The 22,920-nt window shown below is 60.9% G+C and carries 23 protein-coding genes; 9 read left to right on the top strand and 14 right to left on the bottom strand.

The annotated features are described in order from the left end of the window. Positions 1–22 precede the first annotated feature (22 nt). Complete coding sequence (locus tag PFU01S_RS15970; protein WP_027915353.1) at positions 23–1,132, bottom strand: ABC transporter ATP-binding protein; 1,110 nt, start codon at positions 1,130–1,132, stop codon at positions 23–25. Next, on the bottom strand, positions 1,129–2,049 hold the full coding sequence (argF, locus tag PFU01S_RS15975) for an ornithine carbamoyltransferase (protein WP_023535282.1): 921 nt from the start codon (positions 2,047–2,049) through the stop codon (positions 1,129–1,131). The genes PFU01S_RS15970 and argF overlap by 4 nt, the downstream gene beginning before the upstream one ends. A gap of 369 nt (positions 2,050–2,418) precedes the next feature. On the opposite strand from argF, the gene PFU01S_RS15980 reads away from it, so the two are divergent. Together PFU01S_RS15980 and grxD are read left to right on the top strand one after the other, a co-directional pair. Then, a complete protein-coding gene (locus tag PFU01S_RS15980) occupies positions 2,419–4,527 on the top strand; it encodes a molybdopterin-dependent oxidoreductase (RefSeq protein WP_028687591.1) in 2,109 nt (702 codons plus the stop codon). Positions 4,528–4,618: 91 nt separating this feature from the next. Beyond that, positions 4,619–4,954: a Grx4 family monothiol glutaredoxin gene (gene grxD / locus PFU01S_RS15985; protein ID WP_023535214.1), complete on the top strand. Its 336-nt coding sequence runs from the start codon at positions 4,619–4,621 to the stop codon at positions 4,952–4,954. Positions 4,955–5,007: 53 nt separating this feature from the next. Here grxD and bfr read toward each other — a convergent pair whose 3' ends face one another. Together bfr and PFU01S_RS15995 are read right to left on the bottom strand one after the other, a co-directional pair. Continuing rightward, on the bottom strand, positions 5,008–5,481 hold the full coding sequence (bfr, locus tag PFU01S_RS15990) for a bacterioferritin (RefSeq protein WP_027915350.1): 474 nt from the start codon (positions 5,479–5,481) through the stop codon (positions 5,008–5,010). A gap of 198 nt (positions 5,482–5,679) precedes the next feature. Continuing rightward, a complete protein-coding gene (locus tag PFU01S_RS15995) occupies positions 5,680–5,898 on the bottom strand; it encodes a bacterioferritin-associated ferredoxin (RefSeq protein WP_027915349.1) in 219 nt (72 codons plus the stop codon). Between the two features lie 219 nt (positions 5,899–6,117). On the opposite strand from PFU01S_RS15995, the gene PFU01S_RS16000 reads away from it, so the two are divergent. Then, positions 6,118–6,720, top strand: a complete 603-nt coding sequence (locus PFU01S_RS16000) for a peroxiredoxin (RefSeq protein WP_023535284.1) — start codon at positions 6,118–6,120, stop codon at positions 6,718–6,720. An 88-nt stretch (positions 6,721–6,808) separates the two neighbouring features. On the opposite strand, the gene rnt is transcribed toward PFU01S_RS16000, so the two are convergent. Beyond that, on the bottom strand, positions 6,809–7,477 hold the full coding sequence (rnt, locus tag PFU01S_RS16005) for a ribonuclease T (RefSeq protein WP_027915348.1): 669 nt from the start codon (positions 7,475–7,477) through the stop codon (positions 6,809–6,811). Beyond that, positions 7,474–8,520 carry a dihydroorotase gene (pyrC, locus tag PFU01S_RS16010; protein ID WP_027915347.1) on the bottom strand — a complete coding sequence of 349 codons (1,047 nt, stop codon included), beginning with the start codon at positions 8,518–8,520 and terminating at the stop codon, positions 7,474–7,476. Before pyrC ends, rnt begins: the two co-directional genes overlap by 4 nt. A 129-nt stretch (positions 8,521–8,649) precedes the next feature. Between pyrC and PFU01S_RS16015 the strand changes: the two genes are divergently transcribed. Beyond that, complete coding sequence (locus PFU01S_RS16015; RefSeq protein ID WP_033737031.1) at positions 8,650–9,615, top strand: flagellar protein MotY; 966 nt, start codon at positions 8,650–8,652, stop codon at positions 9,613–9,615. 121 nt (positions 9,616–9,736) lie between these two features. Continuing rightward, positions 9,737–10,954: an argininosuccinate synthase gene (locus tag PFU01S_RS16020; protein WP_023535267.1), complete on the top strand. Its 1,218-nt coding sequence runs from the start codon at positions 9,737–9,739 to the stop codon at positions 10,952–10,954. A gap of 50 nt (positions 10,955–11,004) precedes the next feature. Here PFU01S_RS16020 and PFU01S_RS16025 read toward each other — a convergent pair whose 3' ends face one another. Continuing rightward, on the bottom strand, positions 11,005–11,457 hold the full coding sequence (locus tag PFU01S_RS16025) for a hypothetical protein (RefSeq protein ID WP_027915345.1): 453 nt from the start codon (positions 11,455–11,457) through the stop codon (positions 11,005–11,007). Between the two features lie 338 nt (positions 11,458–11,795). Between PFU01S_RS16025 and PFU01S_RS16030 the strand changes: the two genes are divergently transcribed. Beyond that, complete coding sequence (locus tag PFU01S_RS16030; protein WP_023535252.1) at positions 11,796–12,419, top strand: response regulator transcription factor; 624 nt, start codon at positions 11,796–11,798, stop codon at positions 12,417–12,419. Between the two features lie 108 nt (positions 12,420–12,527). Here the strand turns inward: PFU01S_RS16030 and PFU01S_RS22385 are convergent, their stop codons facing one another. From PFU01S_RS22385 to metG, 3 genes are all read right to left on the bottom strand, one after another. Further along, complete coding sequence (locus PFU01S_RS22385) at positions 12,528–12,704, bottom strand: PA3496 family putative envelope integrity protein (protein WP_027915344.1); 177 nt, start codon at positions 12,702–12,704, stop codon at positions 12,528–12,530. Positions 12,705–12,806: 102 nt separating this feature from the next. Beyond that, positions 12,807–13,445: an endonuclease III gene (gene nth / locus PFU01S_RS16040; RefSeq protein ID WP_028687592.1), complete on the bottom strand. Its 639-nt coding sequence runs from the start codon at positions 13,443–13,445 to the stop codon at positions 12,807–12,809. A gap of 126 nt (positions 13,446–13,571) precedes the next feature. Next, positions 13,572–15,614, bottom strand: coding sequence for a methionine--tRNA ligase (gene metG, locus PFU01S_RS16045; RefSeq protein ID WP_027915342.1), 2,043 nt, complete (start codon positions 15,612–15,614; stop codon positions 13,572–13,574). Positions 15,615–15,771: 157 nt separating this feature from the next. Between metG and apbC the strand changes: the two genes are divergently transcribed. Next, complete coding sequence (apbC, locus tag PFU01S_RS16050) at positions 15,772–16,866, top strand: iron-sulfur cluster carrier protein ApbC (RefSeq protein WP_027915341.1); 1,095 nt, start codon at positions 15,772–15,774, stop codon at positions 16,864–16,866. Between the two features lie 182 nt (positions 16,867–17,048). Here the strand turns inward: apbC and PFU01S_RS16055 are convergent, their stop codons facing one another. Beyond that, entirely contained in the window at positions 17,049–17,258 is a 210-nt protein-coding gene (locus tag PFU01S_RS16055) for a cold-shock protein (protein ID WP_016488765.1), read from the bottom strand. A 348-nt stretch (positions 17,259–17,606) separates the two neighbouring features. On the opposite strand from PFU01S_RS16055, the gene dcd reads away from it, so the two are divergent. Together dcd and PFU01S_RS16065 are read left to right on the top strand one after the other, a co-directional pair. Further along, positions 17,607–18,173 carry a dCTP deaminase gene (gene dcd / locus PFU01S_RS16060; RefSeq protein ID WP_023535255.1) on the top strand — a complete coding sequence of 189 codons (567 nt, stop codon included), beginning with the start codon at positions 17,607–17,609 and terminating at the stop codon, positions 18,171–18,173. A gap of 95 nt (positions 18,174–18,268) precedes the next feature. Then, positions 18,269–18,493, top strand: coding sequence for a hypothetical protein (locus PFU01S_RS16065; RefSeq protein WP_027915340.1), 225 nt, complete (start codon positions 18,269–18,271; stop codon positions 18,491–18,493). A gap of 6 nt (positions 18,494–18,499) precedes the next feature. Here the strand turns inward: PFU01S_RS16065 and pdeM are convergent, their stop codons facing one another. The 3 genes from pdeM to PFU01S_RS16080 all read right to left on the bottom strand — a co-directional run bounded on the left by pdeM (position 18,500) and on the right by PFU01S_RS16080 (position 22,852). After that, positions 18,500–19,153 carry a ligase-associated DNA damage response endonuclease PdeM gene (gene pdeM, locus PFU01S_RS16070; RefSeq protein ID WP_028687593.1) on the bottom strand — a complete coding sequence of 218 codons (654 nt, stop codon included), beginning with the start codon at positions 19,151–19,153 and terminating at the stop codon, positions 18,500–18,502. A 73-nt stretch (positions 19,154–19,226) separates the two neighbouring features. After that, positions 19,227–21,671, bottom strand: coding sequence for a ligase-associated DNA damage response DEXH box helicase (locus PFU01S_RS16075; protein WP_028687594.1), 2,445 nt, complete (start codon positions 21,669–21,671; stop codon positions 19,227–19,229). Positions 21,672–21,736: 65 nt separating this feature from the next. Continuing rightward, a complete protein-coding gene (locus PFU01S_RS16080; RefSeq protein ID WP_027915337.1) occupies positions 21,737–22,852 on the bottom strand; it encodes a succinylglutamate desuccinylase/aspartoacylase family protein in 1,116 nt (371 codons plus the stop codon). Between the last annotated feature and the right edge of the window lie 68 nt (positions 22,853–22,920).

Genomic DNA, 22,920 nt, shown 5'->3' on the forward strand with positions numbered 1-22,920 from the left:
TCAAGACGGAGCCCGGGCCTGGTCAGTTTGGCCCGCTGTGGCGACGAACCCCTGTTGCCTGCTGCACCGTCTGGGTAGCGATGCTACCTGGCACCGGGAACACCACCAGGTGGTCGGCTTTTACCGCAATGCCCACCTCTTCGCCTGGCTGACGATCCACATGGCTGGTGAAGATCGCTTCGAGCTGGCTGCCGGTGGGGAGTTGCAGGCGATACAGCGTTGAGGCGCCTAGAAAGCTCTTGGCCACGATGACAGCGCGCAACGGGCTTTCGGGAGCGTGCACGATATCATCCGGGCGCAGCAACACATCCACCGAGCTGCCCTGCGCCATGCGATAGGCACGGTTGCCTCGCAGCTCGCCCAGTTCGGTGCTGACGGCTTCCACGCTGGTCATCTGGCCACGGATGAAATAGCCCTGGCCGATGAAACTGGCCACGAAAGGTGTCTGCGGCTCGTGGTACAGGTTGTAGGGCGTATCCCACTGCTCAAGCCGGCCCTCCTTGAACACCCCAACCTGGTCGCTGACAGCGAACGCTTCTTCCTGGTCATGGGTGACCAGAATGGCGCTGGTGCCGCGCTGCTTGAGGATGTCCCGCACCTCATGGCTGAGCCTGCGACGAAGCTCCACGTCAAGATTGGAAAACGGCTCGTCCAAAAGCAGCAATTGCGGCTCTGGGGCCAACGCCCGTGCCAGTGCGACCCGCTGCTGCTGGCCGCCGGACAACTCGTGGGGGTAACGGCCACCCAACCCACCCAACTTGACCAGGTCGAGCATCTCGTCGATGACCGCAGCTTGGCGTGGGTGCTTGGCGATACCGAAGGCGATGTTCTGCGCCACCGTCAGATGGGGGAACAGGGCGTAGTCCTGGAACACCATGCCGATGCGACGCTTCTCCGGCGCCAGGGTAAACCCCGCCTTGGAAATGACGTTGCCGGCCAGTTGGATTTCGCCTTCGTGCACCGACTCGAAACCCGCGATGGCGCGCAAGGTCGTGGTCTTGCCGCAGCCGGACGAGCCAAGCAGGCAGCCAATGTCGCCTGCATTCAGATGCAGATTCAGGTTCTGGACGATGCGCTGGTCGCCGTAGCCGCAGGCAAGGTTGCGCAGGTTGAGCAGTAGAGGTTGACTCATGCGTGGTGGTAAGCCGGTTCGACGAGAAATTCGAGAAGTGCCTTTTGTGCATGCAGACGGTTCTCAGCTTGATCCCAGGCGACCGAACGGGGGTCATCGAGCAGATCATGGCTGATTTCCTCGCCGCGGTGGGCGGGCAGGCAATGCATGAACAAGACGTCAGGTGCTGCCAGGTCGAGCATGTCGCGGGTGACCTGGTACGGCGCGAAATGCGCCAGGCGACGAGCAGTTTCCTCTTCCTGACCCATGGAAGTCCAGACATCGGTGGTCACCAGGTGGGCGCCTTTTACCGCTTCGCGGGGATCGCGCACGATCTGCACGTGCTCAGCGCCGATGGCCATGAACCGGGGATCGGGCTCATACCCCTCGGGGCAGGCGATGCGCAGCTGGAAACCGAACTGCCGGGCCGCTTCGATGTAGGAGTTGCACATGTTGAAGCCATCGCCAATCCAGGCGACGGTCTTGCCCTCGATCGCCCCCCGGTGCTCGAGAAACGTCTGCATGTCGGCCAGAAGCTGACACGGGTGCGACTCGTCCGACAGGGCATTGATCACCGGTACGCGGGACTTGGCGGCAAAGTCGGTCAGGGTGCTGTGGGCGTGGGTCCGTATCATCACCACGTCGAGCATGCTCGACAAGACGATGGCGCTGTCGCCGATTGGCTCGCCTCGCCCCAGCTGGGTGTCGCGTGGGGACAGGAAGATGGCCTGGCCGCCAAGCTGGATCATCCCGGCTTCGAAGGACACGCGGGTGCGGGTCGACGATTTTTCGAAGATCATGCCCAGCACACGGCTTTTGAGCGGCTCGAACAGCACGCCGCGCTTGCGCAGGTCCTTCAGCTCGATGCCGCGGCGGATCACCCCGAGCAATTCGTCGGTGGTGAAGTCCAGCAGGGAGAGAAAGTGCCTAGCGCTCATGATTGACTACCTTATCTGCAACAGTATGCAGGCCGACCGTGCGGTTTTTTTTGACAACGGCGGTGACCTGCGGCGTAAGCCGCACGGGGCGGACGAATAGGGAAAGGCGCAATACTATAATTAAATGTCGCCTGAAACCAAGGGGTGAAACCACTTGGCGCCCCCGGCGCTGTTGCAAGGGGTTTCGCAGGGCACTGTATTGCTGTGTTTTATTTGCTACGGCTGTTTGTACACGGCTTGAGGGTGCATTGGCAAACGGGCTGGGTCTGCCGTGTGGGTGATAAAGGCCAATTCATACCACGAAGCACGCTGGCCCCTGCGCAGGGCACAGTTCATAGTCGAGCCATCAAGACAACGAGGCATGCGGCCATGACCCCCACCCTGCACCACCGCGCCTGTCACCTGTGTGAAGCCATTTGTGGTTTGAACATCGTGGTGAGCCACGCGCCTGGCGAACCTGCCCGGATCGAGTCCATCAAGGGCGACCCTCAGGACCCTTTCAGCCGGGGGCATGTCTGCCCCAAGGCGGTGGCGCTGCAGGATATCCAGAATGATCCTGATCGGCTGCGCCAACCCCACCGGCGCGTGGGCGAGCAGTGGCAGGCGATTGGGTGGGAGGAGGCATTTGACCTCGCCGCCGAGCGCCTGTGGGACGTGCAGCAGGCCCACGGCAACAATGCGGTTGCCGTGTATCAAGGCAACCCGAGTGTGCACAACTATGGGTTGATGACCCATGGCAACTACTTTTTAGGGCTGTTGAAAACCCGCAATCGCTTTTCTGCCACGTCTGTGGACCAACTGCCTCAGCACCTGATCAGCCACCTGATGTATGGCCATGGGCTGCTCCTGCCGATTCCGGACATCGATCACACGGACTTCATGCTGGTGCTGGGCGGCAACCCGTTGGCCTCCAACGGCAGCATCATGACTGTCCCCGATGTGGAGAAACGCCTCAAGGCCTTGCAAGCCAGGGGTGGACGTCTGGTGGTGATCGACCCGCGGCGCAGTGAAACTGCGGCGATCGCAGACAGTCATCTATTCATTCGCCCCGGCGGCGACGCGGCCTTGTTGTGCGGGCTGCTCAACACGTTGTTCGAAGAAGGCCTGACGCGCGGCTCGCATCTGCCGATTACAGGGCTGACCGATGTCCGCGCCGCCCTGGCTCCCATGACAGCCGAGGCCATGAGCAGCCTGTGCGGCATCCCGGCGCAGGACATTCGTCAGTTGGCGCGTGATTTCGCCGCGGCGGACAAGGCGGTCTGTTACGGCCGCATGGGGGTATCGACCCAGGTGTTCGGCACCCTCTGTCACTGGCTGGTACAGATGATCAACCTGGTCACCGGTAACCTTGATCGCAAGGGCGGGGCACTGTGTACCGAACCTGCGGTGGACGTGGTGGCGAGCACGTCGGGTGGTCACTTCAACGTCTGGCAGAGTCGGGTGTCCGGCCTGCCCGAATATGCCGGGGAACTGCCGGTAGTGGCGCTTGCCGAGGAGATGCTGACCCCGGGTGAGGGGCAGGTCCGGGCTTTGGTCACGGTCGCGGGCAATCCCGTGCTGTCCACGCCCAACGGGCGGCAATTGGACAGCGCACTGTCGGGGCTCGATTTCATGCTCAGCATCGACCTGTACATCAACGAAACCACGCGCCATGCCGATCTGATCCTGCCATCGACTTCAGCCCTGGAAAACGATCACTACGACACCACCTTCAACTTGCTGGCAGTTCGCAATGTGAGCCGGTTCAACCGAGCGATTCTGCCCAGGCCCGATGGCGCCCTGCACGACTGGGAAATCTTCGTCGGCCTGGCCAAGGCGTATGCGCGACGCGCCGGGCGTGAACTGTCGCCGACCGTAGCGCCAGCGCAGATGATCGACAAAGCCTTGCGCAGCGGGCGTTATGGGCAGGCGACGCCCTGGCAGCTGTCACTCCAGACCCTCGATGCACACCCGCACGGGTTGGACCTGGGCCCCTTGCAGGCCAACCTTGCACATCGCCTGGGCACTGCGAGCAAAACCGTCGAGGCAGCGCCGCGCCTGCTGCTTGATGATCTACAGCGTCTGGCCCGGCAGGCGCCGCCAGAAACCGGGCAACTGCTGCTCATCGGGCGGCGGCACGTACGCAGCAACAATTCCTGGATGCACAATTATCACAGGCTGGTGAAAGGTAAACCGCGCCATCACTTGTTGATGCACCCTGATGACCTGCGTCAGCGCCAACTGCAGGATGGCCAGCAGGTCAGGGTGCGCTCGCGAGCAGGGGCGGTGCAGGTGCAGGTGCAGGCATGCGAAAGCATGATGCCCGGGGTGGTAAGCCTGCCCCATGGCTTCGGGCATGACCGTCAGGGTGTGCGCCTTCAGACTGCCCAGGCGCAGCCCGGCGTCAGCGTCAATGATCTTACTGACGAGCTGCTGCGTGACTCGGTCTGTGGCAATGCTGCGCTCAACGGCGTTCCGGTGTACGTCGAAGCCGCTTGAGCCTTGGCAAGGCCGAGCATGCTGCTCGGCTTTCCGTTACAATGCGTCACCGTGCCGACGCCCGTGTCGGAAAGTCAAGCCGAGGTGCTACATGGATATCATCGAAACGATCAAAGAGCAGATTGCCAACAACACCATTCTGCTTTACATGAAGGGCTCGCCGAATGCGCCGCAGTGCGGCTTTTCGGCCCGTGCCTCCCAGGCAGTGATGGGTTGCGGCGAGAAGTTCGCCTACGTCGACATCCTGCAGAACCCGGAAATCCGCGCCAACCTGCCCAAATATGCCAACTGGCCAACCTTCCCCCAGCTGTGGGTCGGTGGTGAGCTGGTCGGTGGCAGCGACATCGTGCTGGAAATGTTCGAAAAGGGTGAGCTGCAGACCCTGATCAAGGATGCCGCCGCCAAGGCGAAGGCTGCCGAAGCGTAAACACTGCGCTCATAAAAAAACCCGCCATTGGCGGGTTTTTTTGTAGGGGCGTCTTATTCTTCGCCCATCTGCGACTGCAGGTAATTTTCGATACCGATCTTGTCGATCAAGCCCAGCTGGGTTTCCAGCCAGTCGATATGCTCTTCTTCGGACTCCAGAATATCTTCGAGGACGTCACGCGAACCAAAGTCACCCACTGTTTCGCAGTGGGCAATGGCCGCCTTCAGGTCGATCAGGCCTTTCTGCTCGATTCGCAGGTCGCATTCGAGCATCTCCTTGGTGTGCTCGCCAATCAGCAGCTTGCCCAGGTCCTGAACGTTAGGGATACCTTCGAGAAACAGAATACGCTTGATCAATTTGTCAGCGTGCTTCATTTCGTCGATGGATTCTTTGTACTCGTGCTTGCCGAGCTTGTTCAGGCCCCAATCTTCGTACATGCGGGCATGCAGGAAGTACTGGTTGATTGCGACCAGCTCGTTTCCGAGGATCTTGTTGAGATGCTGGATGACGCTGATGTCGCCTTTCATTGGGGTTCCTGCCCTGTCGAAGTGTGCCAATGCAGGGAAGTTTGAGCCTGATGCTCAGGCCTGTCAAACCTAAGTAATTGAATAATAAATGAAAATTAATAGGAATAAGAATGTTTGTGAACCGCGTTGGCGCGCTAACTTGTTGAATTAAAGCGAAAAAAAACCGGACACAGGGTCCGGTTTTTGTCAATCTGGGTATCAGGCAGTGGTGAATTCTACCGGATAGGGCAGGGCGGCCTGGCTGACCTGAAGTTTGGTCAGTGTCTCGCGCACCACTTCCTTGGCCAGGCAAGCGCACTTGCCACACTGGCTGGCGACATTGGTGGCGGCTCGGACTTCCTTGTAGCTGCAGCATCCTTCATAGATCGCATCGCGGATCTGTCCGTCGGTGACGCCGACACAAAGACACACATACATAGGGCTGACCATCGCTGGCGGGTTCGATGGGTTGGAGCTTAATGTGAATGAGAATGCTTGTCAAAGTGGTTTCAGAAGGCATTCGGCCCGGCTGACCAGCGGTCGTACGCTCAGCATTCGGCCTGCCATCGTAACCTGTGTATGATGGTCAACCTTTGCTGCATGTCGGGTCGGCGACTCGGCCTGGCAATGGTTCTTCACTCACATCAGGAGATAACAATGAGCGTACTCGTTGGCAAGAAAGCCCCCGATTTCACCGTACCTGCCGTACTGGGCAGCGGCGAGATCGTCGACAGCTTCAACCTGGCCTCGGCCATCAAGGGCAAGTACGGCCTGGTGTTCTTCTACCCGCTGGACTTCACCTTCGTTTGCCCGTCCGAGCTGATTGCCCTGGACAACCGCATTCCTGACTTCCAGGCGCGCAACGTAGAAGTGATCGGCGTATCGATCGACTCGCACTTCACCCACAACGCATGGCGCAACACCCCCGTCAACAATGGCGGCATCGGCCCGGTCAAGTACACCCTGGCTGCCGACATGACCCACGAAATCTGCAAGGCCTACGACGTGGAGTCCGAAGGCGGCGTGGCCTTCCGTGGCGCCTTCCTGATCGACACCAACGGTGTCGTGCGCTCGCAGATCATCAACGATCTGCCGCTGGGCCGTAACATGGACGAGCTGCTGCGCCTGGTCGACGCCCTGCAGTTCCACGAAGAGCACGGCGAAGTCTGCCCTGCCAACTGGAAAAAAGGCGACAAGGGCATGAACGCATCGCCAGAAGGCGTTGCTGCCTACCTGAGCGAGAACGCCGGCAAGCTGTAAGCCCGCGTCGCGCACAAAAAAACCGGCCCTCATGGCCGGTTTTTTTTGGCCAGCCGCATGGGGCTGACCTGAACCTGGAACGCGCGGATCAATCCTGGCGCCAGCCGCCCATGTCTTTCCAGCGATTGACGATACCGCAGAACAGCTCAGCCGTTTTTTCGGTGTCGTAGCGCGCCGAGTGGGCCTCGCGACCATCGAAATCGATGTCGGCGCTCTGGCAGGCGCGAGCCAGTACGGTTTGCCCATAAGCGAGCCCTGCCAGGGTGGCCGTGTCGAAGCTTGAGAACGGGTGGAACGGGTTACGCTTGAGGTCGTTGCGCGCTACCGCCGCGTTGAGGAAACCCAAATCGAAACTGCTGTTGTGGCCCACCAGAATGGCGCGCTTGCAGCCATTGGCCTTGAGCGCCTTGCGGATGCCTCGGAAGATATCCGTCAGGGCCGTTTCCTCGCTTACTGCCATGCGCAACGGATGGTCGAGCTTGATGCCGGTGAACTCCAGCGCGGCAGCCTCGATGTTGGCGCCTTCGAAGGGCTCCACCCGGTGAAAATAGGTATGTTCGGGGAACAGGAAACCCTTTTCGTCCATGCCAATGGTGACGGCAGCAATTTCCAGCAAGGCGTCAGTGGCGCTGTTGAAGCCGCCAGTCTCCACATCCACCACCACTGGCAGGTAACCCCGGAAGCGTTCTGCCATAGGATGGCGGTGACCACCGCTGCCGGAGGATTCAAGTTCGTCTTCGTACAGGTCTTCGCTCACGCGTGTTCCTCCAGCAGGCGCCAGCGCAGTGTTTCCCCGGCGCGCAGCGGGATCACGGTTTGCTCACCGAAGGGCAGGCTCTCTGGGGCCGTCCACTGATCACGAACCAGGGTGATGGTGTCGGTGTTGGCCGGCAGGCCGTAGAACGCAGGGCCGTGCAGGCTGGCAAAGCCTTCGAGCTTGTCCAGCGCGTTGCGTTGTTCGAACGCCTCTGCATAGAGTTCGATGGCCGCGTACGCGGTATAGCAGCCAGCGCACCCACACGCCGCTTCCTTGGCGTGGCGGGCGTGGGGAGCCGAGTCGGTGCCGAGGAAGAATTTCGGGTTACCGCTGGTGGCGGCGTCGAGCAACGCCACCTGATGCGTGTTGCGCTTGAGAATGGGCAGGCAATAGAAATGGGGTCGTATTCCGCCCACCAGCATATGGTTGCGGTTGTACAGCAAGTGCTGCGCCGTGATGGTGGCGCCAACGTTGGCCGAAGCTTCGGTCACGAACTGGGCCGCATCGCTGGTGGTAATGTGCTCGAAGACTACCTTGAGCGTGGGGAAACGCTCGACCAGACGGCGCATGTGCTCATCGATGAAGCGCTTTTCACGGTCGAACACGTCGATCTCGCTGCGCGTGACTTCGCCGTGCACCAGCAACGGCATGCCGACTTCAGCCAGCGCCTCGATAGCGGGGAAGATGTTGTCGATGCTGGTCACACCAGAATCGGAATTGGTGGTGGCGCCTGCCGGGTAGAGCTTGGCGGCATGCACGATACCGCTGGCCTTGGCATCTCGGATGTCTTGCGCGCTGGTGCGGTCGGTGAGATACAGCACCATCAACGGCTCAAACCGACTGCCAGCCGGGCGAGCAGCCAGGATACGGTCACGATAGGCCCCGGCTTCGGCGGCATTGCGCACCGGCGGCACCAGGTTGGGCATGATGATGGCACGGGCGAAAGTGCGCGCCACATCACCAACGGTGTGGGGCAGGACGGCACCATCACGCAGATGGATGTGCCAGTCGTCGGGGCGCAGGAGGGTCAGGCGATCGGACATTGAGGATTCCAGGCGGGTCGAACTCAAGCCGCAATGCTACCGGAAAAGCCCCTCCAGAGCACAGGTATCAAGTTTTCCCGCGACTGCCCGATAGCGTAAAGGTGAGTGTCGAATTATGTGGAGCCCGCCGTGCGCCAGCGTTACCTAGCCTTGTTTATCGTGTTTGCCAGCTTGCCGGCCGGCGCGTTGACGTTTCAGACGCGCATGGAAAGCATTGCCTGGACGGTGGAGGGCGACGCGTTCGAATGCCGGCTGACCCAGCCGATAGACGGTTTCGGAAGCGGCGAATTCGTGCGTCGTGCCGGTGAGCAACCGGTGTTTCGCCTGCGCTCACAGACCAATGCGCTCGGCGCCGGCGGTGCCACCTTGCTGGCGGCAGCAGCACCCTGGCAACCTGGGCGCGGGGACATCAACCTGGGCAATGTGCGCATGGCGCGCACCGGCGTGCTGTTCAACTCATCCCAAGGCCAGGCCAGTCGGTTGATCAATGGCCTGCTCGATGGCCGCAGCGCCGTGGTGCGCAATTACACCGGGGAGGGGGGCAGGGCAATGGAAGTGCGCGTACTGCCGGTCAGTTTCGCCAAGGCCTACAGCGACTACCAGGCCTGCGCCAGCAAGCTGCTGCCCATGAACTACGACCAGGTACGCCAGACCCAGGTGGGCTTCCCGGGTGGCGGCATCGTGCTGGATCAGGCTGCCAAGGCCCGACTGGATGTGCTGCTTGAGTACATGAAGGCCGACCCCAGCGTCAATCAGGTGGCCTTGGACGGGCATTCCGACAACAGCGGCAACCGGTTGACCAACCGCGACGTGTCCCGCCGGCGAGCCCTGGCGGTCGCCGATTACCTCATGGCCCACGGCGTGCCTGAAAGTCAGATAACCGTGCGTTTCCACGGCGAGCGTTACCCGCTGGCCAAGAACAACAACGCCGGCAATCGGGCCCGTAACCGGCGGGTCAACATCGAGCTAGAGCGAGGCCCTGTCCAGGCGCAGCTCACACAAAAGGTCGCCGAGGCGCCCGCTGCTCCCGCTGCTCCCGCGCAGGCTGCGGGTACCACGACGCCGGCCCAAGGCAAACCCGCCATGGCCAAGTAGCGGCCGTCGCGCCATCGACAATTCTTGTCGCTTTGTCGTCAGAAGCTGTCGCGCCTCTATAAATTGAGCCTCAACGCCGTTAGAATCGGGCCTTTTCCGTACAACCCCGTGGAGTGATGGCATGGCGGACGTAAAAAAGGTCGTACTGGCGTATTCCGGCGGCCTTGATACTTCGGTGATTCTCAAGTGGCTGCAAGATACCTACAACTGCGAAGTGGTGACGTTCACCGCCGACCTGGGGCAGGGCGAAGAGGTCGAGCCGGCGCGCGCCAAGGCTCAGGCAATGGGCGTCAAAGAGATCTACATCGACGACCTGCGCGAAGAATTCGTGCGTGATTTCGTGTTCCCGATGTTCCGCGCCAACACCGTATATGAAGGCGAGTACCTGCTGGGTACTTCCATCGCCCGTCCGCTGATCGCCAAGCGTCTGATCGAAATCGCCAACGAAACCGGTGCCGACGCCATCTCCCACGGCGCTACCGGCAAAGGCAACGACCAGGTTCGGTTCGAACTGGGCGCTTATGCCCTCAAGCCTGGCGTCAAGGTCATCGCGCCATGGCGTGAATGGGACCTGCTCTCGCGCGAGAAGCTGATGGACTACGCCGAGAAGCACGGTATCCCGATCGAGCGTCATGGCAAGAAGAAGTCCCCTTACTCGATGGACGCCAACCTGCTGCACATCTCCTATGAAGGCGGTGTGCTGGAAGATACCTGGACCGAGCACGAAGAAGACATGTGGCGCTGGAGCGTTTCGCCCGAAAACGCCCCGGACCAGGCAACCTACCTGGAACTGACCTACCGCAACGGCGACATCGTCGCGATCGACGGTGTAGAGAAGAGCCCGGCCACTGTCCTGGCTGATTTGAACCGCATCGGCGGCGCCAACGGCATCGGTCGACTGGACATCGTCGAAAACCGCTACGTGGGCATGAAATCGCGTGGCTGCTACGAAACCCCTGGCGGCACCATCATGCTCAGGGCGCACCGCGCCATCGAGTCGATCACCCTGGACCGCGAAGTCGCTCACCTCAAAGACGAGCTGATGCCCAAGTACGCCAGCCTGATCTACACCGGTTACTGGTGGAGCCCGGAGCGCGTCATGCTCCAGCAGATGATCGACGCCTCCCAGGTCAATGTGAACGGTGTCGTGCGTCTGAAGCTCTACAAGGGCAACGTTACCGTAGTCGGCCGCAAGTCCGACGACTCGCTGTTCGATGCCAACATCGCCACCTTCGAAGAAGACGGCGGTGCCTACAACCAGGAAGACGCGGCGGGCTTCATCAAGCTCAATGCGCTGCGTATGCGCATCGCTGCGAACAAGGGCCGTTCGTTGCTCTGATGCAGCAAGCCGCTCTGCAAGAACCCGGCCTAGTGCCGGGTTTTTTGTCTTTACTCCAGCGGGCTGACTGAAAGCCGGACACACTGGCCCCTCGGCACATTGCAGAACTGCCAGGTGCGAGCCGGCTCAGGCGCTTGTGCGAGCGCTTGCAACAACTCCTTTTCCATCAACTGACTTGCCTCTGGCCCGCTGAACATGAAGGTCATCGGCTCCCCATGCGCGATTGCGCTTGGCGTGGTCGTGGAGGTGATCTTGCGGGCACTCTGCGCACTGTCCACAGCTTCAGTGCGCGATCCAGCAGGCGTATAGAAGGACTTGTAATTGAAGTTCAGCGTCAGGAAGAACAAAGCGGTCAGAAAGAAGGGAAAACCAACCAGGAACCACGTGTAAAGCGTCTGGCTGGCTTCGCTGAGAAAAGGCAAGGTAGCCAGGGCGGAGGCTTCGATTATCCCAGCAAAGATGGCGACAATTGTCAGCGGAGCAACGGGTTGTGCTTGATTCATGGGCCTTCTCCTGCGCTTTCGTTACATCTATAGCCTAGGATCTTGCTCAGCTAAACCCTGCACTGTTTCCATGCCGCGGCTGCGCCTGGCTAGCGTTCGAAGCTTAATGAAAACCGTTGTCCGCGGTTGATGTGAAAGTTTCGGGAATTGTCCTCCCGGGGAGTGTTATCCGCTTTTTTATAATTAGCTTGTAACAACTCTTCATATTGTGTGTAGGAAACTTCCGTAAGTTTAGTAATCCGTGTCTGTACGTCCGTTTCTAGGCGAAAACGCCGCGCCATGAGTTCTTCTCTCGGTTATCGTAGCCTGCCAATGCAATAGCAATGAATGGATATCGCATGAACAAAGTGCTTATCGTGGATGATCACCCTGTGATACGTCTGGCCGTACGCATGCTGATGGAGCGGCATGGGTACGATGTCGTCGCTGAAACGGACAACGGAGTGGCCGCGCTGCAACTGACTCGGCAACATCTTCCCGATATCGTCGTGCTGGACATCGGCATACCCAAGCTCGACGGCCTCGAAGTCATCGGCCGCATGGCCAGTTCCAGCCCCTGCAGCAAAGTGCTCGTACTGACCTCCCAGGCACCCGGCAACTTCTCGATGCGGTGCATGCAGGCAGGGGCGGCAGGGTACGTGTGCAAGCAACAGGAACTGACCGAACTGCTCAGCGCGATCAAAGCCGTGCTATCGGGCTATAGCTACTTTCCCAACCAGGCGCTGCACGCCTCGCGAGGGCGCAGCGGCGGCAGTGAAGCGGAAATGGTCAATCGCCTTTCGGCAAGGGAGATGACGGTGCTTCAGCAATTGGCGCGGGGCCGTTCGAACAAGGAAATCGCCGACAGCATGTACTTGAGCAACAAGACGGTCAGTACCTACAAGTCTCGGCTGCTGCTCAAGCTAAACGCTCGGTCATTGGTGGACCTGATCGAGCTGGCGCAGCGACAGGGGTTGAACTGATGGTATGCAGAGCCTCCTCCAGGGGAGCTCTGCGCCGAATTCGAGGCCCTGAACGGCGCAGTCAGGGGAGGGAACGGGGCCATCGAAGGCCCGCCAGCGACCACCTCCCTAGAGGTCGTAATCGAAATCGGCCAGTTGCTTTTGCAATCGACGTTCTTCCAGCAGATTGTCGATGGTGCGACGCTTGCTCAAATTGGTTTTCGCCGGTTCCACGTGCGGCTCGACCTCTTCTTCAGCTGTCACAAAATCATCTTCAATCGCGAGGTCGTCTTTATCAGTGCTCATGAGTCGCTCCACGGCAAGGGCCAATGGCCGACCTTATAACCATAAAGTGAGCGCTGGTAAAAAAGATTTTTTCAATCGAAGCGCAGTGTTTTTACTATTGCTTCAATCATCAGTGGTCTTGTGCTTGTATTCGCACAGGTCCTCGATTCGGCAACTGCCGCATCTGGGCTTACGGGCCTGACAGACATAGCGGCCATGCAAGATCAGCCAATGGTGTGCGTCGAGCAAGTAATCCTTGGGGACGAACTTGAGCAGTTTTTTTTCCACCTCCAGCACCGTCTTGCCCGGGGCGATGCCTGTGCGATTGCTGACGCGGAAGATATGGGTATCCACAGCCATCGCCGGTTGGCCAAACGCCGTATTGAGCACTACGTTGGCTGTCTTGCGGCCCACGCCCGGCAAGGCTTCGAGGGCCTCGCGCGTGTCCGGCACCTGGCCGCCGTGCCGCTCAATGAGCAGACGACAGGCCGCGATGACGTTCTTAGCCTTGCTGTTGTAGAGCCCAATGGTCTTGATGTACTGGCTCAGTCCGTCGACACCCAGCGCGTAGATAGCCTCAGGGGTATTGGCGACTGGAAAAAGTCGCGCTGTCGCCTTGTTCACACCGACATCGGTGGACTGCGCGGAGAGGGTCACGGCTACCAGCAGCTCGAAGGGTGTGGTGTAAGCCAGCTCGGTTTTGGGTGTCGGGTTGTCTTCGTGCAGTCGACGGAAGATTTCTCGACGTTTGACGGCATTCATGAATTGGCAGCGTTCCTGGAGAACGTGAGCAGTCACTTGGACGCGCCTGCTCTAGGCAAAGCGCAGCAGCCCGTGGCTGCGCGCCATTGTCGCAAGGCGGAGCCCAATGCAGGCTCCGCTTGTGGGTCACTTGATGCGCTGACCGGGCTTGGCGCCGCTGTCGGGGCTGAGCAAGTAGATTTCTTCACCGCCAGGGCCAGCGGCCATCACCATCCCTTCAGAGACGCCAAAACGCATTTTGCGTGGCTTGAGGTTGGCGACCATCATGGTCAGCCGGCCTTCGAGCTGGGCGGGATCAGGGTAGGCAGACTTGATGCCGGAGAAAACGTTACGGCGTTCATCACCGATGTCCAGGGTCAATTGCAGCAGCTTGTCAGCACCCGGTACGGCTTCGGCCTTGACGATCAATGCCACGCGCAGGTCGACAGCGGCAAAGGTATCGAAGTCGACTTCCGCCGACAGCGGGTCCTTGTGCAGCTCGCCATTACCCACAGGTGCCTTGGGCTCCTCGGCGGCCAGCAGGTCTTCCTTGCTGGCCGCGATCATGTCTTGCACCTTGGCAGGCTCGATGCGGCTGAGCAGGGCCTTGAACGGGTTGAGCGTGTGATTTTCCAGGCGAGAGCGGTGATCGTCCCAGGTCAACGGTGCGACATTCAGGAAGGCCTCGGCATCGGCCGCCAGCACGGGCAGCACAGGCTTGAGGAAAATCACCAGTTGGCGGAACAGGTTGATGCCCTGAGCGCAAATGGCTTGCACTTCATCCTGCTTGCCCTCCTGCTTGGCCAGCGACCAGGGCGCCTTGTCGGCGATCCAGGCATTGGCACGGTCGGCCAGTGCCATGATCTCGCGCATGGCGCGTGCGAAGTCGCGGCCCTCGTAGGCCTCGGCGATGGACGGCGCAGCTGCCTGGAAGGCTTCTGTCAGCTCTGGCGCCGCATCACCGGCCACCATCACGCCGCCATTGCCTTTGTGGATGAACCCGGCACACCGGCTGGCGATGTTGACCACCTTGCCCACCAGGTCGGAGTTGACCTTCTGCACGAAGTCTTCGAGATTCAGGTCCAGGTCATCGACCCCGCGACCAAGCTTGGCTGCGTAGTAGTAGCGCAGGTATTCGGGTTGCAGATGGTCGAGGTAGGTACGGGCCTTGATGAACGTGCCCCGCGACTTGGACATCTTCGCACCGTTGACGGTGAGGTAGCCGTGCACGTTGACCGCGGTCGGCTTGCGCAAGCCCGCACCTTCGAGCATGGCGGGCCAGAACAGGGCGTGGAAGTTGACGATGTCCTTGCCGATGAAGTGGTAAAGCTCGGCGGTGGAGCCTTGGTTCCAGAAGGCGTCGAAGTCCAGGTCCGGGCGGCGCGCGCACAGGTTCTTGAAGCTCGCCATGTAACCGATTGGCGCGTCCAGCCAGACGTAGAAGTACTTGCCAGGCTCGCCAGGGATCTCGAAACCGAAGTAGGGCGCATCGCGGGAGATATCCCACTCCTGCAGGCCGGCATCCAGCCATTCGGCGAGCTTGTTGGCCACGGCGTCCTGCAACGTTCCGCTGCGCGTCCACTGCTGGAGCATGGCCTGGAAGTCGGGCAGTTTGAAGAAGAAGTGCTGGGAGTCGCGCAGCACCGGTGTAGCACCTGAAATGGCAGACTTGGGGTCTTTCAATTCGGTCGGTGCATAGGTCGCGCCGCATTTTTCGCAGTTATCGCCATACTGGTCTTCGGCCGCGCACTTCGGGCAGGTGCCTTTGATGAAGCGGTCTGCCAGGAACATGCCCTTTTCAGGGTCGAAGTATTGGGTCACCGAGCGGGTAGAGATGTGCCCCGCCTCGCGCAGTCGGGTATAGATCATGCCCGACAGCTCACGGTTTTCTTCGCTATGGGTGGAGTGGAAATTATCGAAGTCCACCAGGAAGTCAGCAAAGTCGGCGCTGTGCTCAGCTTGTACGTTGGCGATCAGTTGCTCTGGCGTGATGCCTTCCTTCTCGGCCCGCAGCATGATGGCCGAGCCGTGTGCATCATCGGCGCAGACATAGATGCACTGATTGCCGCGCAGCTTTTGAAAGCGGACCCACATGTCTGTCTGGATGTACTCGAGCATATGGCCAAGATGGATCGATCCATTGGCATAGGGCAAGGCGCTGGTGACGAGAATCTGACGTGGCTCGGACATGGTGGCTCGGCTACTTATCTGGCGACGGGTGAAAATGAGGATGATCGGCCACTATAAAGGGCTGACGAATATATTTCACCCCGCGTACGCATCTGCTGACGATTGACGGGTTAGGATAGGCGCTTGTTTTACATTCAGTTTGCCAACGGGAGTGTCCATGAGTGCCCTCAATCGCGCCGCCATCGAAGCCGTGCTTCGCCAGTACACCGACCCCTATCTCGAGCAGGATCCGGTCACTGCCGGTTGCGTGAGTGCCATCGAAATCCAGAATGGGCGTGTCAGTGTACAGATGCAGCTCGGCTACGCCGCAGGCCTGTTCAAGCAAGGCTGGGCGCAGGTGCTGGAAACTGCGATCGGTAACCTTGAGGGGGTGACCCACGCCCAGGTGAACATCGAGTGCGTGATTGCGGCCCACAAGGGCCAGGCTCAGGTGCCCGGCATGGCCAACGTCAAGAACGTCATCGCCGTGGCATCGGGCAAGGGCGGTGTAGGCAAATCCACCACTGCCGCCAATCTGGCGCTGGCACTGGCCCGCGAGGGTGCGCGCGTTGGCATTCTCGATGCGGATATCTATGGCCCCAGCCAAGGTGTGATGTTCGGCATCCCCGAAGGTACTCGGCCGCAGATTCGTGATCAGAAATGGTTCGTGCCTATCCAGGCCCATGGGGTCGAAGTGATGTCGATGGCATTCCTGACCGATGACAATACCCCCATGGTCTGGCGCGGCCCCATGGTTTCGGGTGCGCTGCTGCAGTTGGTAACCCAGACGGCGTGGAATGATCTCGATTACCTGGTCATCGACATGCCGCCTGGCACTGGCGACATCCAGCTGACGCTGGCGCAGAAAGTGCCGGTTGCAGGTTCGGTCATCGTGACCACGCCGCAGGACCTGGCGCTGCTCGATGCCAGAAAAGGCGTGGAAATGTTCCGCAAGGTCAACATACCGGTGTTGGGCGTGGTCGAGAACATGGCCGTACACATCTGCTCCAATTGCGGCCATGCTGAGCACCTGTTCGGCGAAGGTGGCGGTGAGAAACTCGCCAGCCAGTACGGCGTCGATCTGCTGGCTTCGTTGCCGCTTTCGATGTTGATTCGCGAGCAGGCCGACAACGGCAAGCCTACGGCTATCGCCGAGCCCGAGAGCCAGATCGCCATGGTGTACCAGGAGCTGGCACGCAAAGTAGGGGCGCGTATCGTACTGCGTGAAGCGGCAGCGCCAGCGATGCCGAGCATCACTATCAGCGAAGACTGATCAAGATCGGAGGGCGGCTCGGTGAGTCGCTCGTGCTGACGGGTCGTGGTTGTTGGAGGCCGATCCATGTTTAACGGGAGCCTTGACCACGGCCAGCATGCTCTGGCGCCTTCTGGCGAAATGACAGGCATAAAAAAACCCGCCGAAGCGGGTTTTTTTGAAAGCTAGAAAGCTCGATCGACTTAGGCGATCTGAACTTCTTCAGCCTGCATACCTTTCTGGCCGCGGGTAGCGACGAAAGTAACAGCCTGGCCTTCTTTCAGGGTTTTGAAGCCGTCAGCTTGGATGGCTTTGAAGTGCACGAACAGGTCGTCGCCCGACTGAGGGGTGATGAAGCCGTAGCCTTTCTCATCGTTGAACCACTTGACGGTACCGCTTTGACGATTGGACATTTTTCTGTCTCCTTGGACAATTTGATTTCGGTCAGGAAAAACCCCGCCCGGGACTGAGCGCAAAGAGAGCAGAAAATTCAGCGATGGGCCGATCAGGATCGTGCATCAAACTAGAGATTCTCGGTGTCACGTGCAGCACAGTGGCAACACCTTACCCCACTTTGCCCAAGCTGCCAATGGCCAGACGCCTCTTTACCCGAAAAGAGATCGACGGCAGCTGCAAGCCACGCCTTGCGGGCACTGTAGCGGCAGCGGGCGGCAAACGCCGGATGGAACTTTGAAGAGCGCGCCGGGACCGGTAAGATGCGCGTCTATCTTTACCTTGCAGACTCTTCAGGACATCCCGCCATGAGCATCAAATCGGACAAGTGGATTCGCCGCATGGCGCAGGAACACGGCATGATCGAGCCGTTCGTCGAGCGCCAGGTGCGTGGCGAACAGGATAACCGGGTCATCTCTTTCGGCGTTTCGAGCTACGGCTACGACGTGCGCTGCGCCGACGAATTCAAGGTCTTCACCAATATCAACTCGGCCACCGTCGACCCGAAGAACTTCGATGCCGGCAGCTTCGTCGACATCAAGAGCGACGTGTGCATCATCCCGCCCAACTCCTTTGCACTGGCACGCACCGTGGAGTACTTCCGCATCCCGCGCGACGTGCTGACCATCTGCCTGGGCAAGAGCACCTATGCGCGTTGCGGCATCATCGTCAACGTGACCCCGCTGGAGCCTGAATGGGAAGGCCACGTGACGCTGGAGTTCTCCAACACCACCACGTTGCCGGCCAAGATCTACGCCAACGAAGGGGTGGCGCAGATGCTGTTCCTGCAGTCGGACGAGCCATGTGAAGTGTCCTACCGGGACCGCGGCGGCAAGTATCAGGGCCAGCGTGGCGTCACCCTGCCACGTACCTGACCGACAGGCGTTGGGAATTTCACTGCCTTTTGACACTCCAACCTGTAACCCTGCCGATTTGCATAAAGCGGGTCGGCTGTTGTCAGGAGGTGCCAATGAAACTCCACCCAACGATCAGTGCGAAGTTGGCTGGCTTGCAGCCCAATCACATCGGGCTGCTGTCCTGGTCACTGCTGGCTGACCCATTGCCGATGAATGCTGGCGGTGTGCCAGGGCAGCCCGATCCGGACACGCCGCAGCCCGGCCAGCCGGGTGATACGCCCATGGAACCCGGTGAGCCTACCCTTCCCGATGAGCCGCCTCCGGCGCCCGTGGCCTGACGCATCTCATAGCGGCCATACCCGGCCGGCGCCCGCCAGATAGACCTGGCTGGTGCTGGCGGGCTCGATTTCCCAACCGCCCGTGAACTCCCCGAAAGCTGGCAACAGGCTGACGTGTTCGTCGATCAAAAAGCACGGCAGGCGAAGCCGTTGGCGGGCCCTGCCGCGCAATACGAATACCGGGTGGACGTGCCCTGAAAGCACCGTGAGCGTCGGATGCTCCTTGGGTTCGTGTTGCAGGGCAAATGGCTCCACCACATAAGGTTCATCCACCACGTCGATCCCCAGCTCCACGGGTGGATCCCCTGCGTTGCGGTCATGGTTGCCGCGTATCAGCACGATGCTCAACCCGGGGTGACGTGCTCGCCAGGCTTGCACCCGGGCCAGCGTAGCCGGCGCCCGCGCAGTACGGGCATGCAGGAAATCACCCAGCACGATCAGTCGCTCGCACTCATGTTCGGCAAGCAGTGTGTCGAGCCGGGCCAAGGTGGCTTCGGTAGTGCCTCTGGGAACGGGTTGGTGCAAGGCCCTGTAGCTCGCCGCCTTGCCGATGTGCACATCGGCCAGCAGCAAGGCCTTGCGGGCCGGCCAATACACGGCCTTGTCCGGAAGCAGCCAGAGTTTCTGCCCGGCCAGTTCGATGGCGCAATGTGTCGTCATGTGTGGATCGCCAGGCCGTCGATGGCAAGCGAGATAACCGCTGCCCCATGAATGCGTTTGGTCGTTATCGGGTTCAACCTGCAATGCTCTCCAATTCCGCCACCATCCGCGCAATGCGGTCGGCCAGTTTTTCCGTGCTGAGGGTTTCACGCAGTCCTTCGACCAGCAGCGCGAACGCCAGCGGCCCGGTGCGCTCCATCACGCGCAAGTCCAGCCTGAGGTCGGTCAGCTTCAGTAGCTGGCCCCGAAGCCGATCGATTTCCAATTCTTCACTCAGTACCTCATCACGTGCCTGGCCCAGCAGCAGGTTGCCTGCATCGTGCTTGCGGAAGACCTCGTAGAACAGCCCGCTTGAGGCCTGGATCTGGCGCATGCTCTTTTGCGCCGCAGGATAGCCACCGAATACGAGCCCTGCGATCTGGGCGATTTCCCGGAACCGCCTCAATGCCATTTCCCCGGCATTGAGGCTGGCAAGCACATCCTCCAATAGATCTTCGGTACTCAACGCCCGGGGCAGGTAGCTGGCCCAATCCACCGGTCCAGGGCTAAGCAGCTCGAAGCCATAGTCGTTGACGGCGATGGAAACCGACAGCGGTTGCTCGCGGCTGACACGCCAGGCAATCAGGTTGGCCAGCCCCATGTTGGCCATGCGCCCGGCAAAGGGGTACACGAACAGGTGCCAGCCCTGCCTGGACTTGAACGTCTCTGCAAGCAGGGTCCCTGTCGTCGGCAGCGCCGACCACTGGGCTTGTACCGTGAGCAATGGCCTTACTGCGCGCATTTCAGGGCTATCGAAGCGCCCGTGCGCGGCGGCGTCAAGTTGTTGCACCACAGCGTCGGCCAGTTCGCTGGAAAGTGGCATGCGCCCGCCGTTCCAGCGGGCCACCGCCGCCTTTCGCGCGTTACTGCGGCGTACATAGGCGGTCATGTTTTCCACGCGAACCAGCTCCAGCACGCGGCCGGCGAACACGAAGGTGTCCCCGGGCCTCAAGCGTGAGATGAACGCCTCTTCCACGCTGCCTAGGTTCTTGCCGCCACCGCCTTTGCTCCAGTATTTCAGGTGCAGCGAAGCGTCACTGACAATGGTGCCGATGCCCATCCGATGGCGGCGCGCCAAGCGCTCACTGGCAACCCGGTACAAGCCGTCGGGGTGCATTTCAACACGTTGATAGTCGGGGTAGGCGCTGAGCGAGCTGCCGCCATGGCAAACGAAGTCCAGTGCCCATTGCCACTGGCTGTCGCGCAGGTCGGCAAAGGCCCAGGTGCTGCGCACTTCAGCGAGCAGTTGCTGCGGATCGAACCCGCTGCCCAGGGCCATGCTGACCAGGTGCTGAACCAGTACATCCATGCACAGGCGCGGCGACCGGCGGCCCTCCAGGTGGCCTGCCGCCAGGGCCTGACGCATGGCGGCGGCTTCCACCAGCTCCAGGCTGTGGGTGGGCACAAGGGTGATGCGCGAGCGCCGCCCAGGCGCATGCCCGGAACGCCCTGCGCGCTGCATCAAACGGGCGATCCCTTTTGCCGAACCGATCTGCAGGACGCGCTCGACCGGCAGGAAGTCCACGCCCAGGTCCAGGCTCGATGTACAGACGACGGCTTTGAGCGTGCCTTCCTTGAGGCTGCGCTCGACCCAGTCGCGGGTGTCACGTGCCAGGCTGGCGTGATGCAACGCAATCAGGCCCGCCCAGTCGGGGCGCTCTTCGAGCAGGGCCTGGTACCAGAGTTCGGCCTGCGCCCGGGTGTTGGTGAAGACCAGGCAACTGCTGCTGGCGTCGATTTCCCGGCTCACCTGCTTCAACATTTTTAGGCCGATATGCCCCGCCCATGGGAAGCGCTCGATGTGCTCGGGCACCAGGGTATCGACCTGCAGCACCTTGTCCTGGCGCCCGCGCACCAGCTGACCACCTTGGGGCAGCAACACGTCCAGGGCATGCTGCAGGTTGCCGAGGGTGGCCGACAACCCCCAGGTCGGCAGGCCAGGGTGCCAACGGCGCAGGCGGGCCAACGCCAGTTGCAGCTGAACCCCCCGCTTGTTGCCGAGCAGCTCGTGCCACTCATCGACCACCACCATGCGCAGCGTCGCGAAGTCATTGCTGGCCTGGGCTCGGGTCAGCAGCAGCGTCAGGCTTTCAGGTGTGGTGACCAGCACGCTGGGCATGCGCCGGGCCTGGCGTGCGCGCTCGGCGCTGCCCGTGTCGCCGCTGCGCACGCCAACGCTCCAGGGCAGGCCCATCTCGTCGATAGGCGCCTGCAGCGCCCGAGCCGTATCGGCTGCCAGGGCGCGCATGGGGGTGATCCAGATGACCTGGAGTGGCGCCGCGTGACGCCCCTGGGCCTGGGCCTTGAATGCCCGCAGGGCCGCCAGCCAGACCGCATACGTCTTGCCAGCGCCGGTGTTGGCATAAAGCAGGCCTGACTCCCCCCGCTCGACGGCGGCCCACACCTTGCGCTGGAAAGCGAACGGCTTCCAGCCGCGTTGAGCGAACCAGGCATTGGCAAGATCGGTGGTGGTGGGCATCAGGCAGGCAGTCCCTCGAAGGCTGTGCTTCTAAAGACCACCGCTGCAAGGTATTGGTTTACTTGTCAGTTGGCCAGCAGATTGCCGCTGCGGCACACCTGCTCGCCGGCCACATGGGCGATCACCATGCCTGCCGTGGCCATGCGCCGCACACTGCGCGCATACAGCAGTCCAGGCTGGCTGTTGCGCAGAGGCATGACGCGATCACTGAGCGGGTCGATGACCTCGGCAATCAGTTGACCTGCCTCCAGGTACTGCCCTGGCTTGGCGTGGTACACCAGCAACCCGCCCGCCGCAGCCGTGATCGGCTCCACAGCAGCCAGTGGCGTGGCTGGCCAGCGCAAGGGCGGCAGGGCAGGGGCATTGCCCTGGATAACGCCAGCATGGGTCAGGAAGTCGAGAATGGCCTGGCAGTCCTGACGCGCCAGGTCATGGCTCACATCAGCCTGACCGCGCAGTTCGAGGGTGACCGAACACGTGCCTGCCGGGATGGGGAAGCGTTTGCCAAAGCGCTGTTGCAGTTGCCACCACAGCAGGCTGAAGCACTCGTCAAATGACTGCCCGCCCGAATCAGTCGCCAATAGGCTGGCCTGGACACCCAGGTAACGGGCCAAGGGCTCGAACTGCGGCCAGGCGTCTGGAGTGGTGTAGAGGTGTTCGACGGCCTCGAAGTCGCAGTGCAGGTCCAGAACCAGGTCGGCATCGCACGCCAGGCGCTGCAGGATCAGGCGCTGCGCTTGCAGGGGGGTACGTGCCGGATGGGCATCCAGGCCGCGGCGCAGGTATTCGCGGATCAGTGCCTGGTTGTGGAGCGGGTCCTGGGTCAGGTGGGCCTCGACCTGATCACCGATGGTGTCTGACAGGTCGACGAAATTGCGGTTGAAGTTCTCGCCACTTTGCAACTCGAACCGGCCCAGCGGGGCGTCGAGCAGCACCTGCTCAAGGCCCACTGGGTTGGCGACCGGCACCAGGATAACCTCGCACTGCAGGTGGCCTTGCTGGTCCAATTCCAGCAACTGGCGCTTGAGGTGCCAGGCCACCAGCATGCCGGGCAATTCGTCGGCATGCAGCGAGGCCTGGATGTACACCTTGCGACCACTGCGTGGCCCGAAGTGAAAACTGTGCAGTTGGCGGGTTACCCCAGGAACAGGGGAAAGAATGTCGTGGGTCGAGTGGTGCATGATGGTCCTGAATACGGGGCTGTACGGTCTGGGGCACGGGTTGAGCCTTCAGATGAAAGCACAGTTTC

Origin of the sequence: Pseudomonas fulva NBRC 16637 = DSM 17717 (assembly GCF_000730565.1) — a bacterium.
Classification (GTDB): Bacteria; Pseudomonadota; Gammaproteobacteria; order Pseudomonadales; family Pseudomonadaceae; genus Aquipseudomonas; species Aquipseudomonas fulva.

Excerpts from the sequence above, each read along its gene's own strand:
- PFU01S_RS16025 (WP_027915345.1), bottom strand. The coding sequence starts at position 11,457 with ATGAATCAAGCACAACCCGTTGCTCCGCTGACAATTGTCGCCATCTTT.
- dcd (WP_023535255.1), top strand. The coding sequence starts at position 17,607 with ATGAGCATCAAATCGGACAAGTGGATTCGCCGCATGGCGCAGGAACAC.
- grxD (WP_023535214.1), top strand. The coding sequence starts at position 4,619 with ATGGATATCATCGAAACGATCAAAGAGCAGATTGCCAACAACACCATT.
- PFU01S_RS22385 (WP_027915344.1), bottom strand. The coding sequence starts at position 12,704 with ATGAGCACTGATAAAGACGACCTCGCGATTGAAGATGATTTTGTGACA.
- PFU01S_RS16065 (WP_027915340.1), top strand. The coding sequence starts at position 18,269 with ATGAAACTCCACCCAACGATCAGTGCGAAGTTGGCTGGCTTGCAGCCC.
- PFU01S_RS16055 (WP_016488765.1), bottom strand. The coding sequence starts at position 17,258 with ATGTCCAATCGTCAAAGCGGTACCGTCAAGTGGTTCAACGATGAGAAA.
- PFU01S_RS15980 (WP_028687591.1), top strand. The coding sequence starts at position 2,419 with ATGACCCCCACCCTGCACCACCGCGCCTGTCACCTGTGTGAAGCCATT.
- PFU01S_RS15995 (WP_027915349.1), bottom strand. The coding sequence starts at position 5,898 with ATGTATGTGTGTCTTTGTGTCGGCGTCACCGACGGACAGATCCGCGAT.
- PFU01S_RS16075 (WP_028687594.1), bottom strand. The coding sequence starts at position 21,671 with ATGCCCACCACCACCGATCTTGCCAATGCCTGGTTCGCTCAACGCGGC.
- pdeM (WP_028687593.1), bottom strand. The coding sequence starts at position 19,153 with ATGACGACACATTGCGCCATCGAACTGGCCGGGCAGAAACTCTGGCTG.
- PFU01S_RS16000 (WP_023535284.1), top strand. The coding sequence starts at position 6,118 with ATGAGCGTACTCGTTGGCAAGAAAGCCCCCGATTTCACCGTACCTGCC.
- PFU01S_RS15970 (WP_027915353.1), bottom strand. The coding sequence starts at position 1,132 with ATGAGTCAACCTCTACTGCTCAACCTGCGCAACCTTGCCTGCGGCTAC.
- PFU01S_RS16020 (WP_023535267.1), top strand. The coding sequence starts at position 9,737 with ATGGCGGACGTAAAAAAGGTCGTACTGGCGTATTCCGGCGGCCTTGAT.
- pyrC (WP_027915347.1), bottom strand. The coding sequence starts at position 8,520 with ATGTCCGATCGCCTGACCCTCCTGCGCCCCGACGACTGGCACATCCAT.
- metG (WP_027915342.1), bottom strand. The coding sequence starts at position 15,614 with ATGTCCGAGCCACGTCAGATTCTCGTCACCAGCGCCTTGCCCTATGCC.
- argF (WP_023535282.1), bottom strand. The coding sequence starts at position 2,049 with ATGAGCGCTAGGCACTTTCTCTCCCTGCTGGACTTCACCACCGACGAA.
- apbC (WP_027915341.1), top strand. The coding sequence starts at position 15,772 with ATGAGTGCCCTCAATCGCGCCGCCATCGAAGCCGTGCTTCGCCAGTAC.
- PFU01S_RS16030 (WP_023535252.1), top strand. The coding sequence starts at position 11,796 with ATGAACAAAGTGCTTATCGTGGATGATCACCCTGTGATACGTCTGGCC.
- nth (WP_028687592.1), bottom strand. The coding sequence starts at position 13,445 with ATGAATGCCGTCAAACGTCGAGAAATCTTCCGTCGACTGCACGAAGAC.
- PFU01S_RS16080 (WP_027915337.1), bottom strand. The coding sequence starts at position 22,852 with ATGCACCACTCGACCCACGACATTCTTTCCCCTGTTCCTGGGGTAACC.
- bfr (WP_027915350.1), bottom strand. The coding sequence starts at position 5,481 with ATGAAAGGCGACATCAGCGTCATCCAGCATCTCAACAAGATCCTCGGA.